Origin of the sequence: Leptotrichia rugosa (assembly GCF_041200005.1) — a bacterium.
In the GTDB taxonomy this organism is placed as follows: Bacteria; Fusobacteriota; Fusobacteriia; order Fusobacteriales; family Leptotrichiaceae; genus Leptotrichia; species Leptotrichia rugosa.
On sequence record NZ_CP165644.1, the window covers coordinates 246,176 to 262,338 of the forward strand.

Consider the following 16,163-nt stretch of genomic DNA (forward strand, 5'->3'; position numbering starts at 1 on the left):
TTATAAAAGTTAACCATTGAGAGTAGAGAAACGTAAGATGAAAAGTAGTGAGATTATAAAAAATTTTGAAAATGAGATAAAAACTGGTAAAGTGAGTGCAAGTTATCTTTTTTATGGCGATAGAAGAGTTGATTTGCTTCACTACGCCTTAATTTTTTCAAAAATGGTGATGACACGAGATGTAAAAAATGAAGTTACAAAACTTCAAATTGAAAAACAAATTGATAATTTAGTCTATCCCGATGTTGAAATTATTAATAAAAATAATGGAAATATAAAAATTGACGAAGTTCGAGAAATTATTTATGAAACAATTGAATCGTCTTTTAATTCGCCCAAAAAGATATTTATCATTTTTGGTGTGGAAAATTTAAGAAAAGAGTCGGCAAACGCTTTGTTAAAAACGATTGAAGAACCACCTAAGGATGTTTATTTTATACTGTTATCAAGAACATTAAATATAATTCCAACAATAAAATCGCGTGTGATAAAATTTCACTTGGAAAGTTTAAGTAGCTTTGAACTTGAAATCGATAAAAAAACTTATGATTTTTTTGACGGAAATGAAAATGATATAAAGTCATTTAAAAAAAATTATTTGGAAAAAAATATAACGCTTGAAAGTTTTTCTTTTAAAATAAAAACAGTTGAAGATATTTTAAAAAATATTTCTGAAATGCAAAATTATTTATTTTATAATTCAGAAAATGGAAATTATTTGGATTTGGTGATAAAATATAACAAAAGCATTGAGTTTTTAGTAAAAGAAGTAAAATTTTGGAATATGGAAAATATATATTTTATGTTGAATGAACTTGAGATTGAAGTTAAAAAAAATAGAGAATTTTTGATAAATTTTTTGGCAAAAATAATCATTAATGCAAAAGTTATATTAAATAGCGAAAATTTAAAAAAATTAATAGAAATAAAAAATAGTGTAAGAAACAATGTAAATATTAGAAGTATTTTATTTAATTTTTTTAATATATTGTATAACATTTAAAAAAAATCCTCGCAATTTTAATAAATTGAGAGGTTTTTTTGATTAAGAGCTAAAAAATTTATCAATTACAGTTTTTAGAGCATTTTCATCGTTTGAAGTGGATACAAATTTTGATAAATTTTTTATTTCTTCGGGTGCATTTGCCACAGCAACAGGCATTCCTACAGTTTCTAAAAGTGGTCTATCATTTCCGCTATCTCCAACTGCTATCATTTCTTCAGTTTTAATTTGCAAAATTTTTCCAAGTCTAGCCAAAGTTTTTCCTTTGTTCACATTTTTGTTTGCAATTTCCAAGAAAATAGGCTTTGAAATTGCTATAAAATAGTCATTTCCGTAAAGTTCCTTCATATATTTTTCGGCATTTTTTACAAGTTCAGGATCCCCAACAATCATACATTTTGCAGTTTTTGTAACACCAAATTTTTCCAGTTCTTTTAAAGCTTCAAATTTTTGGAATTTCATTTTGCAAAGTTTGGCTTCAACTAATGCTTCAGCTGCTTCACTTGTTGCAAAAACAGTGTCATCTTGATAAAGTAACATCGTTAAATCTAATTTCTTTGAAATATTGTGAATAATTTCTATGTCCTTTTTGTCAAGTCCTTGCTGAAAAACTAATTCATTATTTTTAAAATTAATCAATTCTCCGCCATTAAAAGCCAAGATATATCCTCCAAATCTGTCCATCTGAAGCTTTTTTGCATATTCAAACATGGCAAAGCTAGGTCTTCCACTTGCAAGTACAAATATTACCCCTTTTTTTTGGACATCTATAATAGATTCTTCGTTTTCAATTGATATTTCTTGATCTTTATTTAATAAAGTGTCGTCCATATCAGTTGCAATTAATTTATAGTTCAAGTTCATAAATACCTCCTTAAAAAAATAAATTTTGTTAAAAAAGAAAACTTAACTAATAAAATTATACCAAAAAAGATTTTGAAAAGCAATAAAAATTGATTTTAAAAGAATAAAAAAAGCCTTTCTTAAATTTTAAGAAAGGCTCATAAAAAATTTATTAAAAGTTACTAGTCTTTCAAAGCATAACCAACGCTTAATGTCAACATTCCATGATTTAAAGTTTCTTTGCTTGATGATTCTTTTTTGTTTCCTAAGAAATCGTTATAGCTGTAGTTATATTTAGCTCTTAATGTATTTACATTATATGATAAGTCAGCAACGAAGTTGTTATATTCAAGTCCTGCTCCCACTCCGTAATAGAATCCGTGTTTAAATTTCATTTGAGCAGTTTCATCTGTTCCAGGTGTGTTAATTCTTTGAAAATCAATTTTTCCAGAGTTAACTGCAAATCCTAAATTAGCTTTTACATAAGGTGTAACATCTGAATCATTTCTGAAGTTATATCTTGCAGTTGCATAAATAGGTACTGAATGTAAACCTTTCATAGAAACATCAACTTTGTTTTCATCAACTTCAACTTTTTTATCAGTTAAATTGTTATATTTGTAAGCAATTCCAGCTCCTAAATCAAAGTTATTTGTCAATTCTCTTCTGTATTCAAATGAAACTTCTGGACCAGTTTGTAATACATCCTTTCTGATTTCATATTCTTTGTTAGAATCTTTTGCTCTGTTATATAAATCCCAACCTGCTCTAAATTCATAAACATTTCCTTGAGCCATTGCGATTGATCCAACTAATGTCAATAATACTAAAATTTTTTTCATTGTCGTTCTCCTCCAATTAATTATAATCTTACTAACTTTCAGAAATAAGTATAGCATAATTTAAACTAAAAATCAAGTCAAATTCTTTTTAATTTAATTAATTTTAATTAATTTTAAATATTTTTTATTTGTTTTATTTTATTAGAAATTTAGACAGTTTTAGTCAATTGAACTTTCTTTCTAATGAAAAAATATTAAAAAAAAAATTGACTTATAAGTCAATTGGTGTATAATGACTTTAAGTTCAGGAAAGTGAAATTTCCTAAACTAATTTAATTAAAATAAGGAAAAACTCTAGTACATATTGTAATTCAGAGTTTGCCGAAAAGAAAGAAAAGGTGTTTACTATGAAAAGAAAATTTATGGGATTGTTTTTAGTTTTAGGAATAGTTTCATTTGCAGCAAACGCTGGAAAAGTTGAAGTAAAAGGTGCATATGATTTAGGTGGAAAATACCATTATGATAATAGCTCAGAAAAAGCAAAATCTACAGCTGGAGAAGCAGGGGCAGAATACAGATATGAAGTAACTCCAGGATTGGAAGTGGGAGCTGGAACTGCTTATCAATGGCATAAAAAAGTGAAAGCTAGAAATTCAGCCGATGAAAATTACGAAAATTATAATTCAGTGCCAGTTTATGGAACCGCAAAATATACCTTTGCCACTCCGACTACTGTAAAACCATATGTAAAAGGAGATTTGGGATATTCAGCAAATAATGGGAATATTGACGATTATAAAGCTAAAAATGGACTTTATTACGGAGTTGGAGCAGGAGTGAACTACAACAACTTCAACGCAGAAGTTATGTATAAAGAAAACCAAGGTCAATATAAAAATGACAATACCGGGGATAAAACAGATGCAAATTATAAAAGAGTATCTGTAGGTGTAGGATATAACTTTAACTTGGGAAACTAATAAACTAAAATAACTAAAAATAGCTAATAACAAATAATTTTTTTACTCTAAAAAATATACAAAAAATAAAAACTATCACAAATATTTGTGATAGTTTTTTTTATAAAAATTTAAATTAATTGGATTTTATTTTGACTATTAAAATAATAATTTATTTTTTAGTTAATATATGATATAATTGTTGAAACTGGAGATGATTTGTAAAGAAAGGAGGAAAGTATTTTAAATATAGAAAATTTCTTGTAAATGTAGTTAAAATTTAAATAAAAAAATTAATTGCATTTATTTAAAGTAAAAATTTTAAATTTACTTTAAAAAAATTTTTAATAAAAATTACGAGGTGAGATTATGAAAAAAATATTATTTTTAATGTCAATGATGGCATTGTTTGTAATGAGCTGCGGATCTAAAAAAGTAGATTCAAATGTTATTAAAGTTGGAGTTATTGCACCGCTTACAGGAAATGTCGCTCAATATGGAGTAGCGACAGTGAACGGATTTAAACTAAAAGTTAAAGAAATTAATGCTGCTGGTGGAATTAATGGGAAAAAAATAGAAATTGTTGAAGCTGACAGTAAAGGAGATACGCAAGAAGCTGTAAATATCTTCAAAAAAATGGTTTCTCAAGATAAAATTGATGTTTTGGTAGGAGAAGTTATCTCAAAACCTTCTCTAGCTATTGCACCACTTGCTGAACAAGCTAAAATCCCTATGATAACTGCTACTGGAACAGCTTTTGACATCACAAAAGATAAAAATTTTGTATTCAGAACAACTTATACCGATCCTTATCAAGGGCAGGCTGTTGCAAAATATGCAAAATCAAAAGGATTTAATAATGTAACTATTTTGACTAATTCTACAAGTGACTATTCAGTTGGATTAGCTGACGCATTTAAAGCACAAGCTCAAAAAGAAGGAATTCAAATTAAAGAAGAAAAATATACTGCCGATGATAAAGATTTTAGAGCAGTTTTAACAAAAGTTAAAGGTTACAATTCAAATATGATTTTTGTGCCAGATTACTACAACACAATAGGATTAATTTTAACTCAAGCGAAAGAACTTGGAATAAATTCTCAATTTATGGGAGGAGACGGTTGGGATGGAATCCAGACTAACTTTGGAAAAGTCGCAAATGGAGCTATTTTTGCCAGTCAATTTGCTTCAGATGACAGTTCTGAAATAGCTAAAAAATTTATAAATTCATATAAAACTGAGTATAAACTTGATCCAATTATGTTTGCAGCACTTGGATATGACACAGGTACTATTTTGGAAACTTCACTAAAATCTGTAAAGGATTTATCTTCAAAAGAAGCAATCAGAGACGCAATCAAAAACTTTAGTGGAGATAATTTATTGACAGGTTCGTTGAAATTTGATGAAAATAGAAATCCAGAAAAAAAAGTTACATTTATTGAAGTAAAAGATGGAAAACTTACTTTAAAAGAAAAATTTTAATTTAGGAAATTTATAAATATAATTTTTTTTAAGTTCAATGGTACTAGGATTTTCTTAATACCATTTTGAACTTTTTTAATTTATAAATAAAAAAATTGTAATAGAATTAGTCATAATTGAAGGAGGTTAAAATGTTAAAAAATTTAATTGAACAGACAATCAACGGTCTTCAGACTGGAAGTATTTATGCACTGATTGCTCTGGGATACACAATGGTTTATGGAATTGTAAAACTTATAAACTTTGCGCATGGAGACATACTTATGATAGGAGCATATTTAACTTTTATTGCTGTGTCAAATGGTATGCCGCTTATAATTGCAATACTTTTATCAATTGTTTTTTGTGCTATTTTAGGCGTTGTAATTGATTTTTTTGCGTATAGACCACTTAGAAATGCGCCAAAAATTTCAGCACTTATAACAGCAATCGGAATGAGCTTTTTGCTTGAAAGTGTCGCACTTATCATCTTTGGAGCTACACCAAAAGTAATTGACCAAAAATATATTCCTGGATTTTTGTCAGATAATAAAAAATTAAATTTGGGAGTCGTTCAAATAAGTATGCTTACTATTTTTGTAATAGTTGTCACTATAATTTGCATGGTTGCGCTAAATTTATTTATTAAAAAGACAAAACTTGGAAAAGCAACCAGAGCGGTATCTCAAGATACAGGAGCGGCACAACTTATGGGAATAAATGTAAATAAAACAATCGCTATTACATTTGCGATTGGTTCTGGATTAGGTGCACTTGGTGGAGCACTTTATGCGATTGTTTATCCGCAAATTGAGCCATATATGGGGATGCTTCCTGGATTAAAAGCGTTTATTGCGGCTGTATTTGGTGGAATTGGAAGTATTCCTGGAGCTATGGTTGGAGGATATGTATTGGGACTTTTAGAAGCATATGTAAAAGGTTCTTTTCTTACAACTTGGGCAAATCCAATAGTTTTTGGAATTTTAATTTTGATACTTATTTTTAAACCAAATGGATTGTTTGGAAAAAATATGAAAGAAAAAGTTTAATTATAGAGAAGAGAAAGGAGGAGAAAAGAGAAAAATGGAAAATAAAGAAAAAAAAGAAGTTCAAAATAAAAAAATTACTTTGACAAAAAATGAAATTGAAAACAAAGAAAATATAAAAAATAAAGAAAATAAAAAAGACAAAGAACAGCCAAAATGGGGTAATTTGAATTATTTTAATAAATTTAAATTGAAAAATTATGTAGTTACAGTTATTTCAATTATTTTACTTTATGTAGTTTTAAATTTAACAATTGACCCAAATGATATTTTTAGCTACACTCGTGGAATTTATATAACTATTTTAATTTTTGTGCTATTTTCTGTAAGTCTTAATATATCTGTAGGAATTATGGGACAGCTTAATTTAGGACAAGCTGGATTTATTGCGATTGGTGGATATTCAGCGGCGTATATTTCAAAAATATTGGTAAATTATCATTTACCTGCAACATTGCATCTTCTTATAGTTTCACTATTTGGTGGAATTATTGCAGCAATATTTGGATTTTTAGTTGGAGCTAGTACGCTTCGTTTAAGAGGGGATTATCTTGCAATCATTACACTTGCGTTTGGAGAAATTATAAAATATATCATTCAAAATTTGGATTTTCTTGGAGGAGCGACAGGGTTTAGTGGAATTCCTCAAGGAATTATAACATTTTCAAATGTGTATTTTATTGTTGTAATTTCAATTATTATAGTTGTTATGGCTATGACTTCAAGAAAAGGTAAGGAAGTTATGTCAATTCGAGAAGATGAAATTGCGGCAGAGAATATTGGTATTAAATTAAATCGTGTAAAACTTTATGGATTTACTTTTTCGGCATTTTTTGCGGGAGTAGGAGGCTCATTATTTGCTCACAATGTTGGGATTTTAGCACCAGATAAATTTGGATTTTTATTTTCAATAGAAATTTTGGTTATGGTTGTTTTAGGTGGACTTGGAAGTATAACTGGAGCAGTTATCGCAGCGGTTATTTTAACTATGTTAAGTGAATTTTTAAGAGATTTTTCACAGTTTAGATATTTAATTTATTCGATAATTCTTATTATTTTAATGATTTTCAGACCAAAAGGAATTTTTGGAACAAAAGAATTCACTTTCCACGAAACGAAACAACGGATTAAAGAAATTAGAAACTCGAAAAAATAAAAAAGGAGATTAGGATATGTCATTACTTAAAACGACTGATTTAGGAATATCTTTTGGTGGTTTAAGAGCTGTAGACAATGTTAATATCGAGATAAAAGAAGGCGAGTTAATAGGGCTGATTGGACCTAATGGAGCTGGAAAAACAACAATATTTAACTTACTTACAGGTGTTTATAAACCGACTGACGGTGATATTTCCATAAATGGAACAAGTATTAATAAAAAAACAACTCCGCAAATAGTTGCATTGGGAATAGCAAGAACATTCCAAAATATTAGATTATTTAAAAATTTGACAGTGCTGGACAATGTAAAAATGGCACTTAATAGCAGTATGAAATATAACACTTTTGAAGCTATACTAAGACTCCCAAGATTTTGGAGGGAAGAAAAAGAAGTTACAGATAAAGCGCTGGATTTATTGGATATTTTTGACATGGCAGAAATGGCTAATATAATTTCAGGAAATTTATCGTATGGACAGCAAAGAAAATTGGAAATAGCTAGAGCGCTAGCTACAAATCCCAAATTGCTTTTACTTGATGAACCTGCTGCGGGAATGAATCCAAATGAAACAAAGGAATTGATGAAAACAATAAGTTTTATCAGGGATAAATTTAAAATTGCAATTTTACTTATTGAGCACGATATGGATTTAGTTATGGGAATTTGTGAAAGACTTTATGTACTAAATTTTGGAAAAATAATAGCGTCTGGGCTTCCAAGTGAAATACAGTCAAACAAAGAAGTTATTGCAGCATATTTGGGAGAATAAGAGAGGAGGAAGAATTGTGAATATTTTAGAAGTCAATGATTTGAATGTCTATTATGGTGTAATTCATGCCATAAAAAATATTTCATTTCATATAAAAAGAGGAGAAATTGTTTCTTTGATTGGAGCAAATGGAGCTGGAAAAACATCGACATTACATGCAATTTCAGGATTAATTCCAATAAAATCTGGAGAAATTTCACTAAATGGTGAAAACACGACAAATACTGTCGCTCATAAACTTGTAAGCAAAGGTATGGCTCACGTTCCAGAAGGAAGAAGAATTTTTACGGAGCTAACAGTTTTAGAAAATTTGGAAATGGGGGCTTTTATTAGAAATGATCAAGCTGAAATAAAAAAAGATATGGAACATATGTTTTCTTTGTTTCCTCGTCTGGCAGAGCGAAAAAGACAACTTGCAGGAACAATGAGTGGAGGTGAGCAACAGATGCTTGCAATGGCAAGAGCACTTATGTCGAATCCATCGTTACTTTTGCTAGATGAACCATCAATGGGACTTGCACCGCTGTTAGTTCAGGAAATTTTTGAAATAATAAAAAAAATAAACAAAGAGGATAATGTTACTATTTTATTAGTTGAGCAAAATGCAAACATGGCTTTGTCAATTGCCGATAGAGGTTATGTTTTAGAAACTGGAAGTATAATTTTGGAAGGGACTGGAAAAGAACTTTTGACAAATTCAGAAATAAAAAGAGCATATTTAGGAGGCTAATTTCCTCCTATTTTTTTATTTTTAGATAAATAGTTTGACAAATTAATAATATTATAGTAAAATTATTTTGATAGAAAACAAAAAAGAATTGGTGATGATATGAATATTAAAGACATTTCACAATTGCTTGTAAAAGTTCCGCTATTTAATGGTTACAGTATTTCATCTGTCACTTCATTTTTAAAAGAAACCGAATATCAAATAAGAACTTATAAAAAAAATGAAATTATATTTTTTCGAGGTGATATAATTACAAATGTGAATATTTTAATAAAAGGAACTCTTGTTGCTGAAATGCAAAAATTTAATGGTGATTCCATTGTAATTGGTCATATAAAAATAAATGAAATTTTGGCACCAGCATTTATTTTTGGGGAAGATAACACTTTTCCAGTCGATTTGATAACATTGGAAGAAACAAATTTGCTAGTGATTGATCGGAATAAATTTTTTAATCTGATTCAAAAAAATAAAAGGTTACTTTTAAATTTTATTGATGAGATTTCAAATAAAAGTCAATATCTTTCAAAAAGAATTTGGTTTAATTTTGTAAATAAAACGATTGGTGAAAAAGTTTTAAGCTATATTAAAAAAAATTCTAAAGATAATAAAATAACATTTTTTCCGAGCATATCTTTACTTGCGAAAAAATTTGATGTGACACGGCCTGCTCTTTCAAGAGAAATTTCCAATTTATGTAAAAAAAATATACTAAAAAAAATAGATAAAAATACTTATTATGTGAATTTTGAAAAATTTCCTAAAAAAAATATTTGACATTTTTAGTGATAAAAGTTATACTGTTTAAGTAAAGGAAATTTCTAAATTATTTAAAAATAAATTTCTGGTCTATTCGATACTAATTAAATTGTTTTTGGGCTTTACTCATTTTTTAATGGGGTCATCTCTTTATAAAATTGTTTCAGAAAAATCACGGCGGTAAAAAAACTTAGCACGGATCCTGTACTTTTGTAAATATGACTACCACCTGTAACAGTTACAGGCAACCAAAAATCAGATTAGAACGGTAGACTGGATTTTTTTTATAAAAAATATGAACCGAAGTATTTTTCATACTCCGGCTATTTTTTATTTTTCATTTTTAAATATTTTTAGAAGTTTGAATACCTGTCATCAATTCTTCAATTAAATCTTTGACGTGAACTATCTCTTTTAATCTATATCCATTTGCTCCTGTGAAAAACAGTCCGCTCTGAAGCTTACCTAAGTAGGCATCTCCTAAGCTGTTTGCAATACAATATCCCACTTTATTTGCACCTTTTCCATGTTCACAAGGAAAGACGCAATTACTTATACATTTTATCTTGTTAGTATTAGGTTCCAAAGTTTTTATCAAATTTGTTTTTACTGCTCTTCCAGGATAACCAACAGGAGAGCTTACAATTACTATGTCTTCTTTATTTGCATTAATTAAATTTTGTTTAAAATTTTCACTTGCATCGCACTCGTAAGTACCTATAAATCTTGTACCCATTTGAACGGCATCTGCTCCTAATTCCATCATCTTGTGAATATCTTCATTGTTCCAAATTCCACCTGCTGCAATTATTGGAAAATCACCCCATTTGTCTCTTTCTTCTTTTATTGGCGGTAAAATTGCTTCTAATTGATGTTCCGGCGCAAATAATTCGGAATATTTAGCTCCTTGGTGTCCTCCACTTTTAGGACCTTCTACGATTACTGCTCCTGGCATTTTTCCAGCAGCTTTCCATTTTTTACAGATTATTTTTAGCGCTCTTGCTGATGAGACTATCGGCACTATTTCTACATCTGGATAATCTTTTACAAGTTTTGGAAGCTCTAGCGGAAGTCCTGCTCCCGTTACAATAATATTTGCTCCGGCTTCCAGTGCGTCGCCTACAACTCTTGCATAGTCATTGATTGCATGTAAGATGTTACAAGCTAGAGGTTTATCTCCACAAATTTTTCTTGCATTTTTAAATATTTCAATAAGAGCTTCCCTGTTGTAAGTATTTTTTGTTCCAACTGGTCTTCCATCTACCTGTTTTTTTACAAATCTCATATTTTGATAATATCCTGTACAAATTGCGCTTATTGTTCCAAGACAGCCGTTTTTAGCTACATTTCCAGCAAGTCTGTCCCAGCTTATTCCGACTCCCATTCCACCTTGAACAATTGGCTTTTCGATTTCATATTTTCCTATTTTAATTCCTTTTAATTCTCTTTTTTCTCTTACTTCTTTTTTTTCTACTTCTTCAATTTTCTCGATTTTTTCCATTTTTTTATCCTCCACAATATTTTTTTGTAAAAATTTTTTATAAAATTATTTTACAAAAGGTGGAGCACGGCTTATTTTTACTCTTGCGTTTTCGGAAATATAGTTAAATTTTATATTTGAGAATAAATAAATTACAACTAAATTTTTTAAGCAATTTGTAAATTTTTCAATTATTTTTTTTCTTATGTCTTTTTCAATAAAATTTTTATATCCATTGGCACAAAGCTTTTCAAAATTTTGTATCAATTTTTTTACATCGACATTTTCGATAAAAGATAAATCTATTTCTGAATTTAAAATATGTTCGTCTAGTAATTTTAAAAAATTACTACTTTTATTAATTAAGATTTTTTTATTTTTTTCATACAGCAAGGAAATATTTCCTACATTAAAAAAATTTATTTTTGAAAAAATTTCCAAATTATCTTTTTTGATAATTTGTCCAAATAAATTCAAAACGTATAATTGAATTATTTTTGAAAGATTTTCAAAACGAAATTTTTCAAACATAAAAAAACCTCCTTATCTTTAATTTTTTTTTAATAATATAACAGATGTTATTTGTAATAATTATATAACTTTTTCGTTTTTTTTACAAGCAAAAAAATTTTTTGAATATATTGTAAAAATTCTTAAAATCTTTATTTATCAGTATTAAAAGATATTTGTTTGATTATAAAACTAAATTTTTTGTTTGAACATCACTAAAAATACGATAAATTGCAAAACACAGCAGAAAAGCAATGCATAATTTTTAAAAAAATGAACTAGAACGGCACACAAAGTTGCACCAATTACAAAAAAGGAAATTAATCCTATGTAAACTAAAAAATTATAAAAAGATTTTTTATCTCTAGTCATTATAAACTGACTTAAAAATTCCATACTTGACCGAAGATTTCCTGTACACATAGTAGTTGCACCATTTACTCCGTGAATTTTTTTAAAACCTTGATATTGCAGTGCCGCAATGAATGAAATTATTACGTTAACTAACATATTTAAGTGATTTGACGGAATGAATGAAATAAAAAACATTACAATTAATTGAATAATAATGGCAGTGTGTTGCCAGCGGAAATTTTCATATTTTGTAAATACATGTTTTAAATATTCTGAAAATAAAATTCCAAGTGCAAAAACAAAAATTGGGACAAAATAAGAAAAAACTTTTTGATAATCTCTTTCAGCAAGATTTAAGGCAAGGTAAACTAAATTTCCAGTTTGCGCATTTGCCAAAACTTTTCCTCTTGTGGTAAAAGTGTAGGCATCTAAAAATCCCCCAACAATGCAAAGTAGCATAGCGAGTCTAAATGTTTGTGTAGAATCTTTTTTTCTTATAAAAAAAATTTTTTTTAGTTCTCTTCTCATTTTTTCTTTTTTCTTCTCCTTTCAAAAAATTTCTTGTATAAAAATATTTTATCAAACTTTTGTATATTTTTAAAGTATGAAATTTTTTTAATTTATGATAAAATATGAAAAAGAGAAATTAAAAGAGGTAAAAAAATGTATAATGTGTTAATTGCAGATGACAATAGACAGATTGTTTCGATAATTTCACAGTATTGTAAAAAAAATGATTTTATTGTATCAACTGTCTTTGATGGAGAAAGTGCATTAAGTGAAGTTAGAAATAATAAATTTGACATAGTTTTGCTGGATGTCATGATGCCTAAAAAAGATGGTTTTGAAGTTTGCCGTGAAATAAGAAGTTTTTCAAATGTGCCAATTATTATGATTACCGCTCGTGGGGAAGATTATGAAAAAATAATGGGACTGGAAATTGGAGCGGATGATTATATTGTAAAGCCATTTTCACCAGGAGAAATAATCGCTAGAATACATGCAATTTTAAGAAGATTATCTCCAAAAGAAAATCAGGATAAAAAATTATTCAAATATGACAATTTAGAAATTGACTTGGATAATTTTGCTGTAAAAATTGAAAATGAAAAAATTTTACTTACAAAAAAAGAAATAGAAATCTTTTGGACACTTGCGACAAATCAAAATAAAGTTTTCACAAGAGAAAATTTGCTAGATTTACTGTGGGGATTTGATTATTTCGGTGATAGCAGAACAGTTGACACTCATATTAAAAGACTTCGCTCCAAAATAGATAACTACAATCATCCAAACTGGAATATTAAAACCATTTGGGGAGTTGGATATAAATTTGAAATTTTGGAGTAAGTAAAAAAGTAAAATAAAAATAAAAGTAAAGGAAGAAGTGAGAATTATGAAAAAAATAATTTTAGGATTATCTGTATTGCTAAGTTTAGGAACTTTTGCAAAAGAAAAATATCAAGTGGAAGTAGAACCAGCTGTAAAACTTAACCAGAGTATCCTTTCAGATTACAATTCTCAAATTGAAAAGGAAGTTGGCAGAATTTACTCAAAAGAGGAAATGTTTGGAATGATGAATAAAATGATGAATGGAGTTTTTGCTGGAAGTCAAAAAGATGGATCAAATCAGATGAAAGAAATGATGGGTTCTTTTTTTGGAGAAGATTATTTTTCTAAAATGATAGATACGATGTATAAATATTACAAGATTGATATAGAAAAAATAGATTATATCAATGGAGAGAAAGCATATGTAAAAGTTAAATTGGGATTTCCTGTAAATACAGATGAAATGAGCATGGATAAGATGATTGAAAGATCTGGAGAAATGGCTGAAAAAATGGACGAAGCCTTTAAGAAAAAAACGGGAAAAACAATGGAAGAATATCAAAAATCAATTTCACAAAATGATGAAAAAGCTATGAAAAAATATTTTAAAACAATAGGCGAAATTCAATTAGAAATGATGGATCAAGAATTAGAACGAATTACAAAAAATGGAAAATATGTAGGAAGAAAAGAAATTTTGGAAGCTAATAAAAAGAATGGGAAATGGGTGATTGAGAATCCTGATTTTGGGTATTAGTAGATTGAGATAGATTATTTTTAACTGCAAGTTTGTTTATTGAATAGGTTTATGGAAAATTATGAAAAAACTGGGATAAAATTGAAAAAGGTTGTGAAGTTAAAGAAATAGATTAGTAGTAACGCAATAGTCTAGGGAAGGAGGAAATTAATGATAATAAAATTTAAAAATTTAGGTCCTATTGAAAATGGAGAGATAGATCTTAATGATTTAAAAGGGATTAATTTGATAATTGGGAAGAATAATACTGGGAAGACTTATTTGAGTAATTTGTTGTACACATATTTTAAAGTGAGAGAAAGACAAAATATAAAAATGGATGAAGTAGTTGGAATCAGGTTTAAAGATAGATTATCTGATTCAGATTATGAAACAATAAAAGATTATTTTGAAAAGAAATACGAAAAGGAAATAAAAGATACTCTTTCTCAAGTTTTCCATACTTCAAAAGATACTTTTAAGGACTTTGAAATAGAAGTGAATTTAAGTGATGAAATTTTAGAATTTAAAAAATTAGATGACGATACGATAATATATTTTAGAGAGATGAGAAAAACTATTAAATTAAAGAAATTTGAAGATAAAATAGAATATCTTATGGAAGATTATGATGAAAATAAAGGGAAAAGATATATAACATATAATCGGAAAATTGAAGAAGAAGAAGCAAAACAAATTATATTTGGATATTTTTTACATATAAAATTTTTTCAAAAAATTTATAAATTTTATTCTTTTCCTGCTGAAAGAAGTGGTGCAGTTTTATTTTATAAACAGTTATTAGAAGAGAGAAGCAATATTTTAAGAGAACTAGAAATGGGAAACGATGAAAGTATTGGAAAAATTTCTAGATATTCTGAACCTGTAAATGATTATGTAAAATTTTTAAATTCTATTTCTGATCGTTCAAAAGCGATGAATGAATTAGAGATTTATAAAAATTTAGATGAAAGATTAAAAGAAATATTAGGTGGAGAAGTAATAATTGATACAGAAGACAACATAATGTTTAAAATAAATGGGGATAAGATAATAGATATAGGAATGGTTTCTTCAACAGTAAAGACATTGGCAGGTTTTTATTTGTATTTGAAATATTTTGCAATGGAAGGAGATATAGTTTTTATTGATGAAATTGAATTAAATTTACATCCTGAAAATCAAAGAAAAATAATGAAACTTATAAATTATTTGTCAAAACAAGGAATAAAATTTATAATAAGCACTCACAGTCCAATTATAACTGAAGAAATTGATAATATGCTCTTGTTTGAAAAAGTTAAGGATAAAATTAATAGTGAAGAAATGAAAGAATATGAAATTAATAGCGAATACGGATTAAAAACTAGCGATATTAATGTATTTCATTTACACAACAAAACTGTTGAAAAAATTAAAGAAAAAAATGGAGAATTTGAAATAGAAACATTTAATACTGTGCTTGAAGAAACAGATAACCTTTATCAGACTTTACTGTTTTATGCGGAGGGAAAATGATATTTGAGAATAATAATTTTTTTGATTATTGTAAAACTGCATTGCATAAAAATTTTTTTACTGTATCTGAAAATAATCATGTAAAAATAAAAGAATCTAAAGATGATGCAAAATTAAAAGAAGTAAAAGTATATTTTGATAAAGAACATTATAGAGTGCTTCAAATAACTTTTGATATTAATAATTTGGAAAAAAGTGAAAACATAATTAATATTTTTCCCTACTTTAATGGTGAAATATGTAAATCCGTGGATTCAGTAATTTTAGTACAAGAAGTAAATGCTCAAAATTATTATCTTTTCCACATCGAATTAAAATCGAAAAGACCTGATGATACAGAAATATTTAAAAAATATATTTCTTCTATTAAAATGTTAAATTTTATTTTGGATATATTATACTTGAAATATAAAGAAAAAAGTAGAAATTTTAAATTTCCTGAAAACATAGTAAATATGCCAGTTCTATTTTTTTCAGAACATAATAAAAAATTAAAGAGCCAGAAAAATAAAGAAACGAAATTATTGGAAAAGGAATTTTCAAGTAATAAATACATTAACTTTGAGAATAAATACTGTTATTATTTTTGTAATTTTATGGGGAATAGTAAAGGGATAATTCAACTTAGGGAAATGTGTAGTAAAGGGAAGAATATGGGGATGTCATTATCGGAGGTTGAATTTTTTGAGAAATAAAGAGAGAAGGTAATTCAATTA

The 16,163-nt window shown here is 27.5% G+C and carries 17 protein-coding genes and 1 other RNA gene; 13 read left to right on the top strand and 5 right to left on the bottom strand.

The features are described from left to right. The first annotated feature begins 37 nt into the window (after window positions 1–37). Window positions 38–1,003 carry an ATPase gene (locus AB8B22_RS01200; protein ID WP_369711274.1) on the top strand — a complete coding sequence of 322 codons (966 nt, stop codon included), beginning with the start codon at window positions 38–40 and terminating at the stop codon, window positions 1,001–1,003. Window positions 1,004–1,045: 42 nt separating this feature from the next. On the opposite strand, the gene AB8B22_RS01205 is transcribed toward AB8B22_RS01200, so the two are convergent. Both AB8B22_RS01205 and AB8B22_RS01210 read right to left on the bottom strand, forming a co-directional pair. Next, window positions 1,046–1,867, bottom strand: a complete 822-nt coding sequence (locus AB8B22_RS01205; protein ID WP_369711275.1) for a Cof-type HAD-IIB family hydrolase — start codon at window positions 1,865–1,867, stop codon at window positions 1,046–1,048. Window positions 1,868–2,028: 161 nt separating this feature from the next. Then, complete coding sequence (locus AB8B22_RS01210; RefSeq protein WP_369711277.1) at window positions 2,029–2,688, bottom strand: outer membrane beta-barrel protein; 660 nt, start codon at window positions 2,686–2,688, stop codon at window positions 2,029–2,031. Window positions 2,689–3,035: 347 nt separating this feature from the next. Between AB8B22_RS01210 and AB8B22_RS01215 the strand changes: the two genes are divergently transcribed. The 8 genes from AB8B22_RS01215 (at window position 3,036) to ssrS (ending at window position 9,801) form a co-directional block, all read left to right on the top strand. After that, a complete protein-coding gene (locus AB8B22_RS01215) occupies window positions 3,036–3,608 on the top strand; it encodes a porin family protein (protein WP_314080225.1) in 573 nt (190 codons plus the stop codon). A 348-nt stretch (window positions 3,609–3,956) separates the two neighbouring features. Further along, complete coding sequence (locus AB8B22_RS01220; RefSeq protein ID WP_094079310.1) at window positions 3,957–5,072, top strand: ABC transporter substrate-binding protein; 1,116 nt, start codon at window positions 3,957–3,959, stop codon at window positions 5,070–5,072. Window positions 5,073–5,203: 131 nt separating this feature from the next. Further along, a complete protein-coding gene (locus AB8B22_RS01225; RefSeq protein ID WP_094079309.1) occupies window positions 5,204–6,100 on the top strand; it encodes a branched-chain amino acid ABC transporter permease in 897 nt (298 codons plus the stop codon). Window positions 6,101–6,134: 34 nt separating this feature from the next. Then, window positions 6,135–7,253 (top strand): branched-chain amino acid ABC transporter permease, encoded by a 1,119-nt coding sequence (locus tag AB8B22_RS01230; protein ID WP_369711278.1) that lies wholly within the window; start codon window positions 6,135–6,137, stop codon window positions 7,251–7,253. A gap of 16 nt (window positions 7,254–7,269) precedes the next feature. After that, window positions 7,270–8,028 (top strand): ABC transporter ATP-binding protein, encoded by a 759-nt coding sequence (locus AB8B22_RS01235; RefSeq protein WP_314080227.1) that lies wholly within the window; start codon window positions 7,270–7,272, stop codon window positions 8,026–8,028. A 16-nt stretch (window positions 8,029–8,044) separates the two neighbouring features. Next, window positions 8,045–8,758 carry an ABC transporter ATP-binding protein gene (locus tag AB8B22_RS01240; RefSeq protein ID WP_094079306.1) on the top strand — a complete coding sequence of 238 codons (714 nt, stop codon included), beginning with the start codon at window positions 8,045–8,047 and terminating at the stop codon, window positions 8,756–8,758. Window positions 8,759–8,857: 99 nt separating this feature from the next. Further along, the gene (locus AB8B22_RS01245) at window positions 8,858–9,535 is read left to right on the top strand and encodes a Crp/Fnr family transcriptional regulator (protein WP_369711279.1); all 678 of its coding nucleotides are present in this window, start codon (window positions 8,858–8,860) and stop codon (window positions 9,533–9,535) included. 61 nt (window positions 9,536–9,596) lie between these two features. After that, window positions 9,597–9,801, top strand: a non-coding RNA gene (gene ssrS, locus AB8B22_RS01250) — 6S RNA. Between the two features lie 59 nt (window positions 9,802–9,860). Here ssrS and AB8B22_RS01255 read toward each other — a convergent pair. The 3 genes from AB8B22_RS01255 to AB8B22_RS01265 form a co-directional block, all read right to left on the bottom strand. After that, window positions 9,861–11,018, bottom strand: coding sequence for an NAD(P)H-dependent flavin oxidoreductase (locus tag AB8B22_RS01255; protein WP_094079304.1), 1,158 nt, complete (start codon window positions 11,016–11,018; stop codon window positions 9,861–9,863). A gap of 45 nt (window positions 11,019–11,063) precedes the next feature. After that, window positions 11,064–11,528 (bottom strand): hypothetical protein, encoded by a 465-nt coding sequence (locus AB8B22_RS01260; RefSeq protein WP_094079303.1) that lies wholly within the window; start codon window positions 11,526–11,528, stop codon window positions 11,064–11,066. Window positions 11,529–11,699: 171 nt separating this feature from the next. Next, the gene (locus AB8B22_RS01265; protein WP_369711280.1) at window positions 11,700–12,389 is read right to left on the bottom strand and encodes a YoaK family protein; all 690 of its coding nucleotides are present in this window, start codon (window positions 12,387–12,389) and stop codon (window positions 11,700–11,702) included. Between the two features lie 135 nt (window positions 12,390–12,524). Here AB8B22_RS01265 and AB8B22_RS01270 point away from each other — a divergent pair, with 135 nt between their 5' ends. From AB8B22_RS01270 to AB8B22_RS01285, 4 genes are all read left to right on the top strand, one after another. After that, entirely contained in the window at window positions 12,525–13,211 is a 687-nt protein-coding gene (locus tag AB8B22_RS01270) for a response regulator transcription factor (RefSeq protein WP_369711282.1), read from the top strand. A 46-nt stretch (window positions 13,212–13,257) separates the two neighbouring features. Next, window positions 13,258–13,950 carry a hypothetical protein gene (locus tag AB8B22_RS01275; protein ID WP_369711283.1) on the top strand — a complete coding sequence of 231 codons (693 nt, stop codon included), beginning with the start codon at window positions 13,258–13,260 and terminating at the stop codon, window positions 13,948–13,950. A gap of 150 nt (window positions 13,951–14,100) precedes the next feature. Beyond that, the gene (locus AB8B22_RS01280; protein WP_369711284.1) at window positions 14,101–15,447 is read left to right on the top strand and encodes an AAA family ATPase; all 1,347 of its coding nucleotides are present in this window, start codon (window positions 14,101–14,103) and stop codon (window positions 15,445–15,447) included. Further along, window positions 15,444–16,142, top strand: a complete 699-nt coding sequence (locus AB8B22_RS01285) for a hypothetical protein (protein WP_369711285.1) — start codon at window positions 15,444–15,446, stop codon at window positions 16,140–16,142. The genes AB8B22_RS01280 and AB8B22_RS01285 overlap by 4 nt, the downstream gene beginning before the upstream one ends. The last annotated feature ends 21 nt before the right edge of the window (window positions 16,143–16,163 follow it).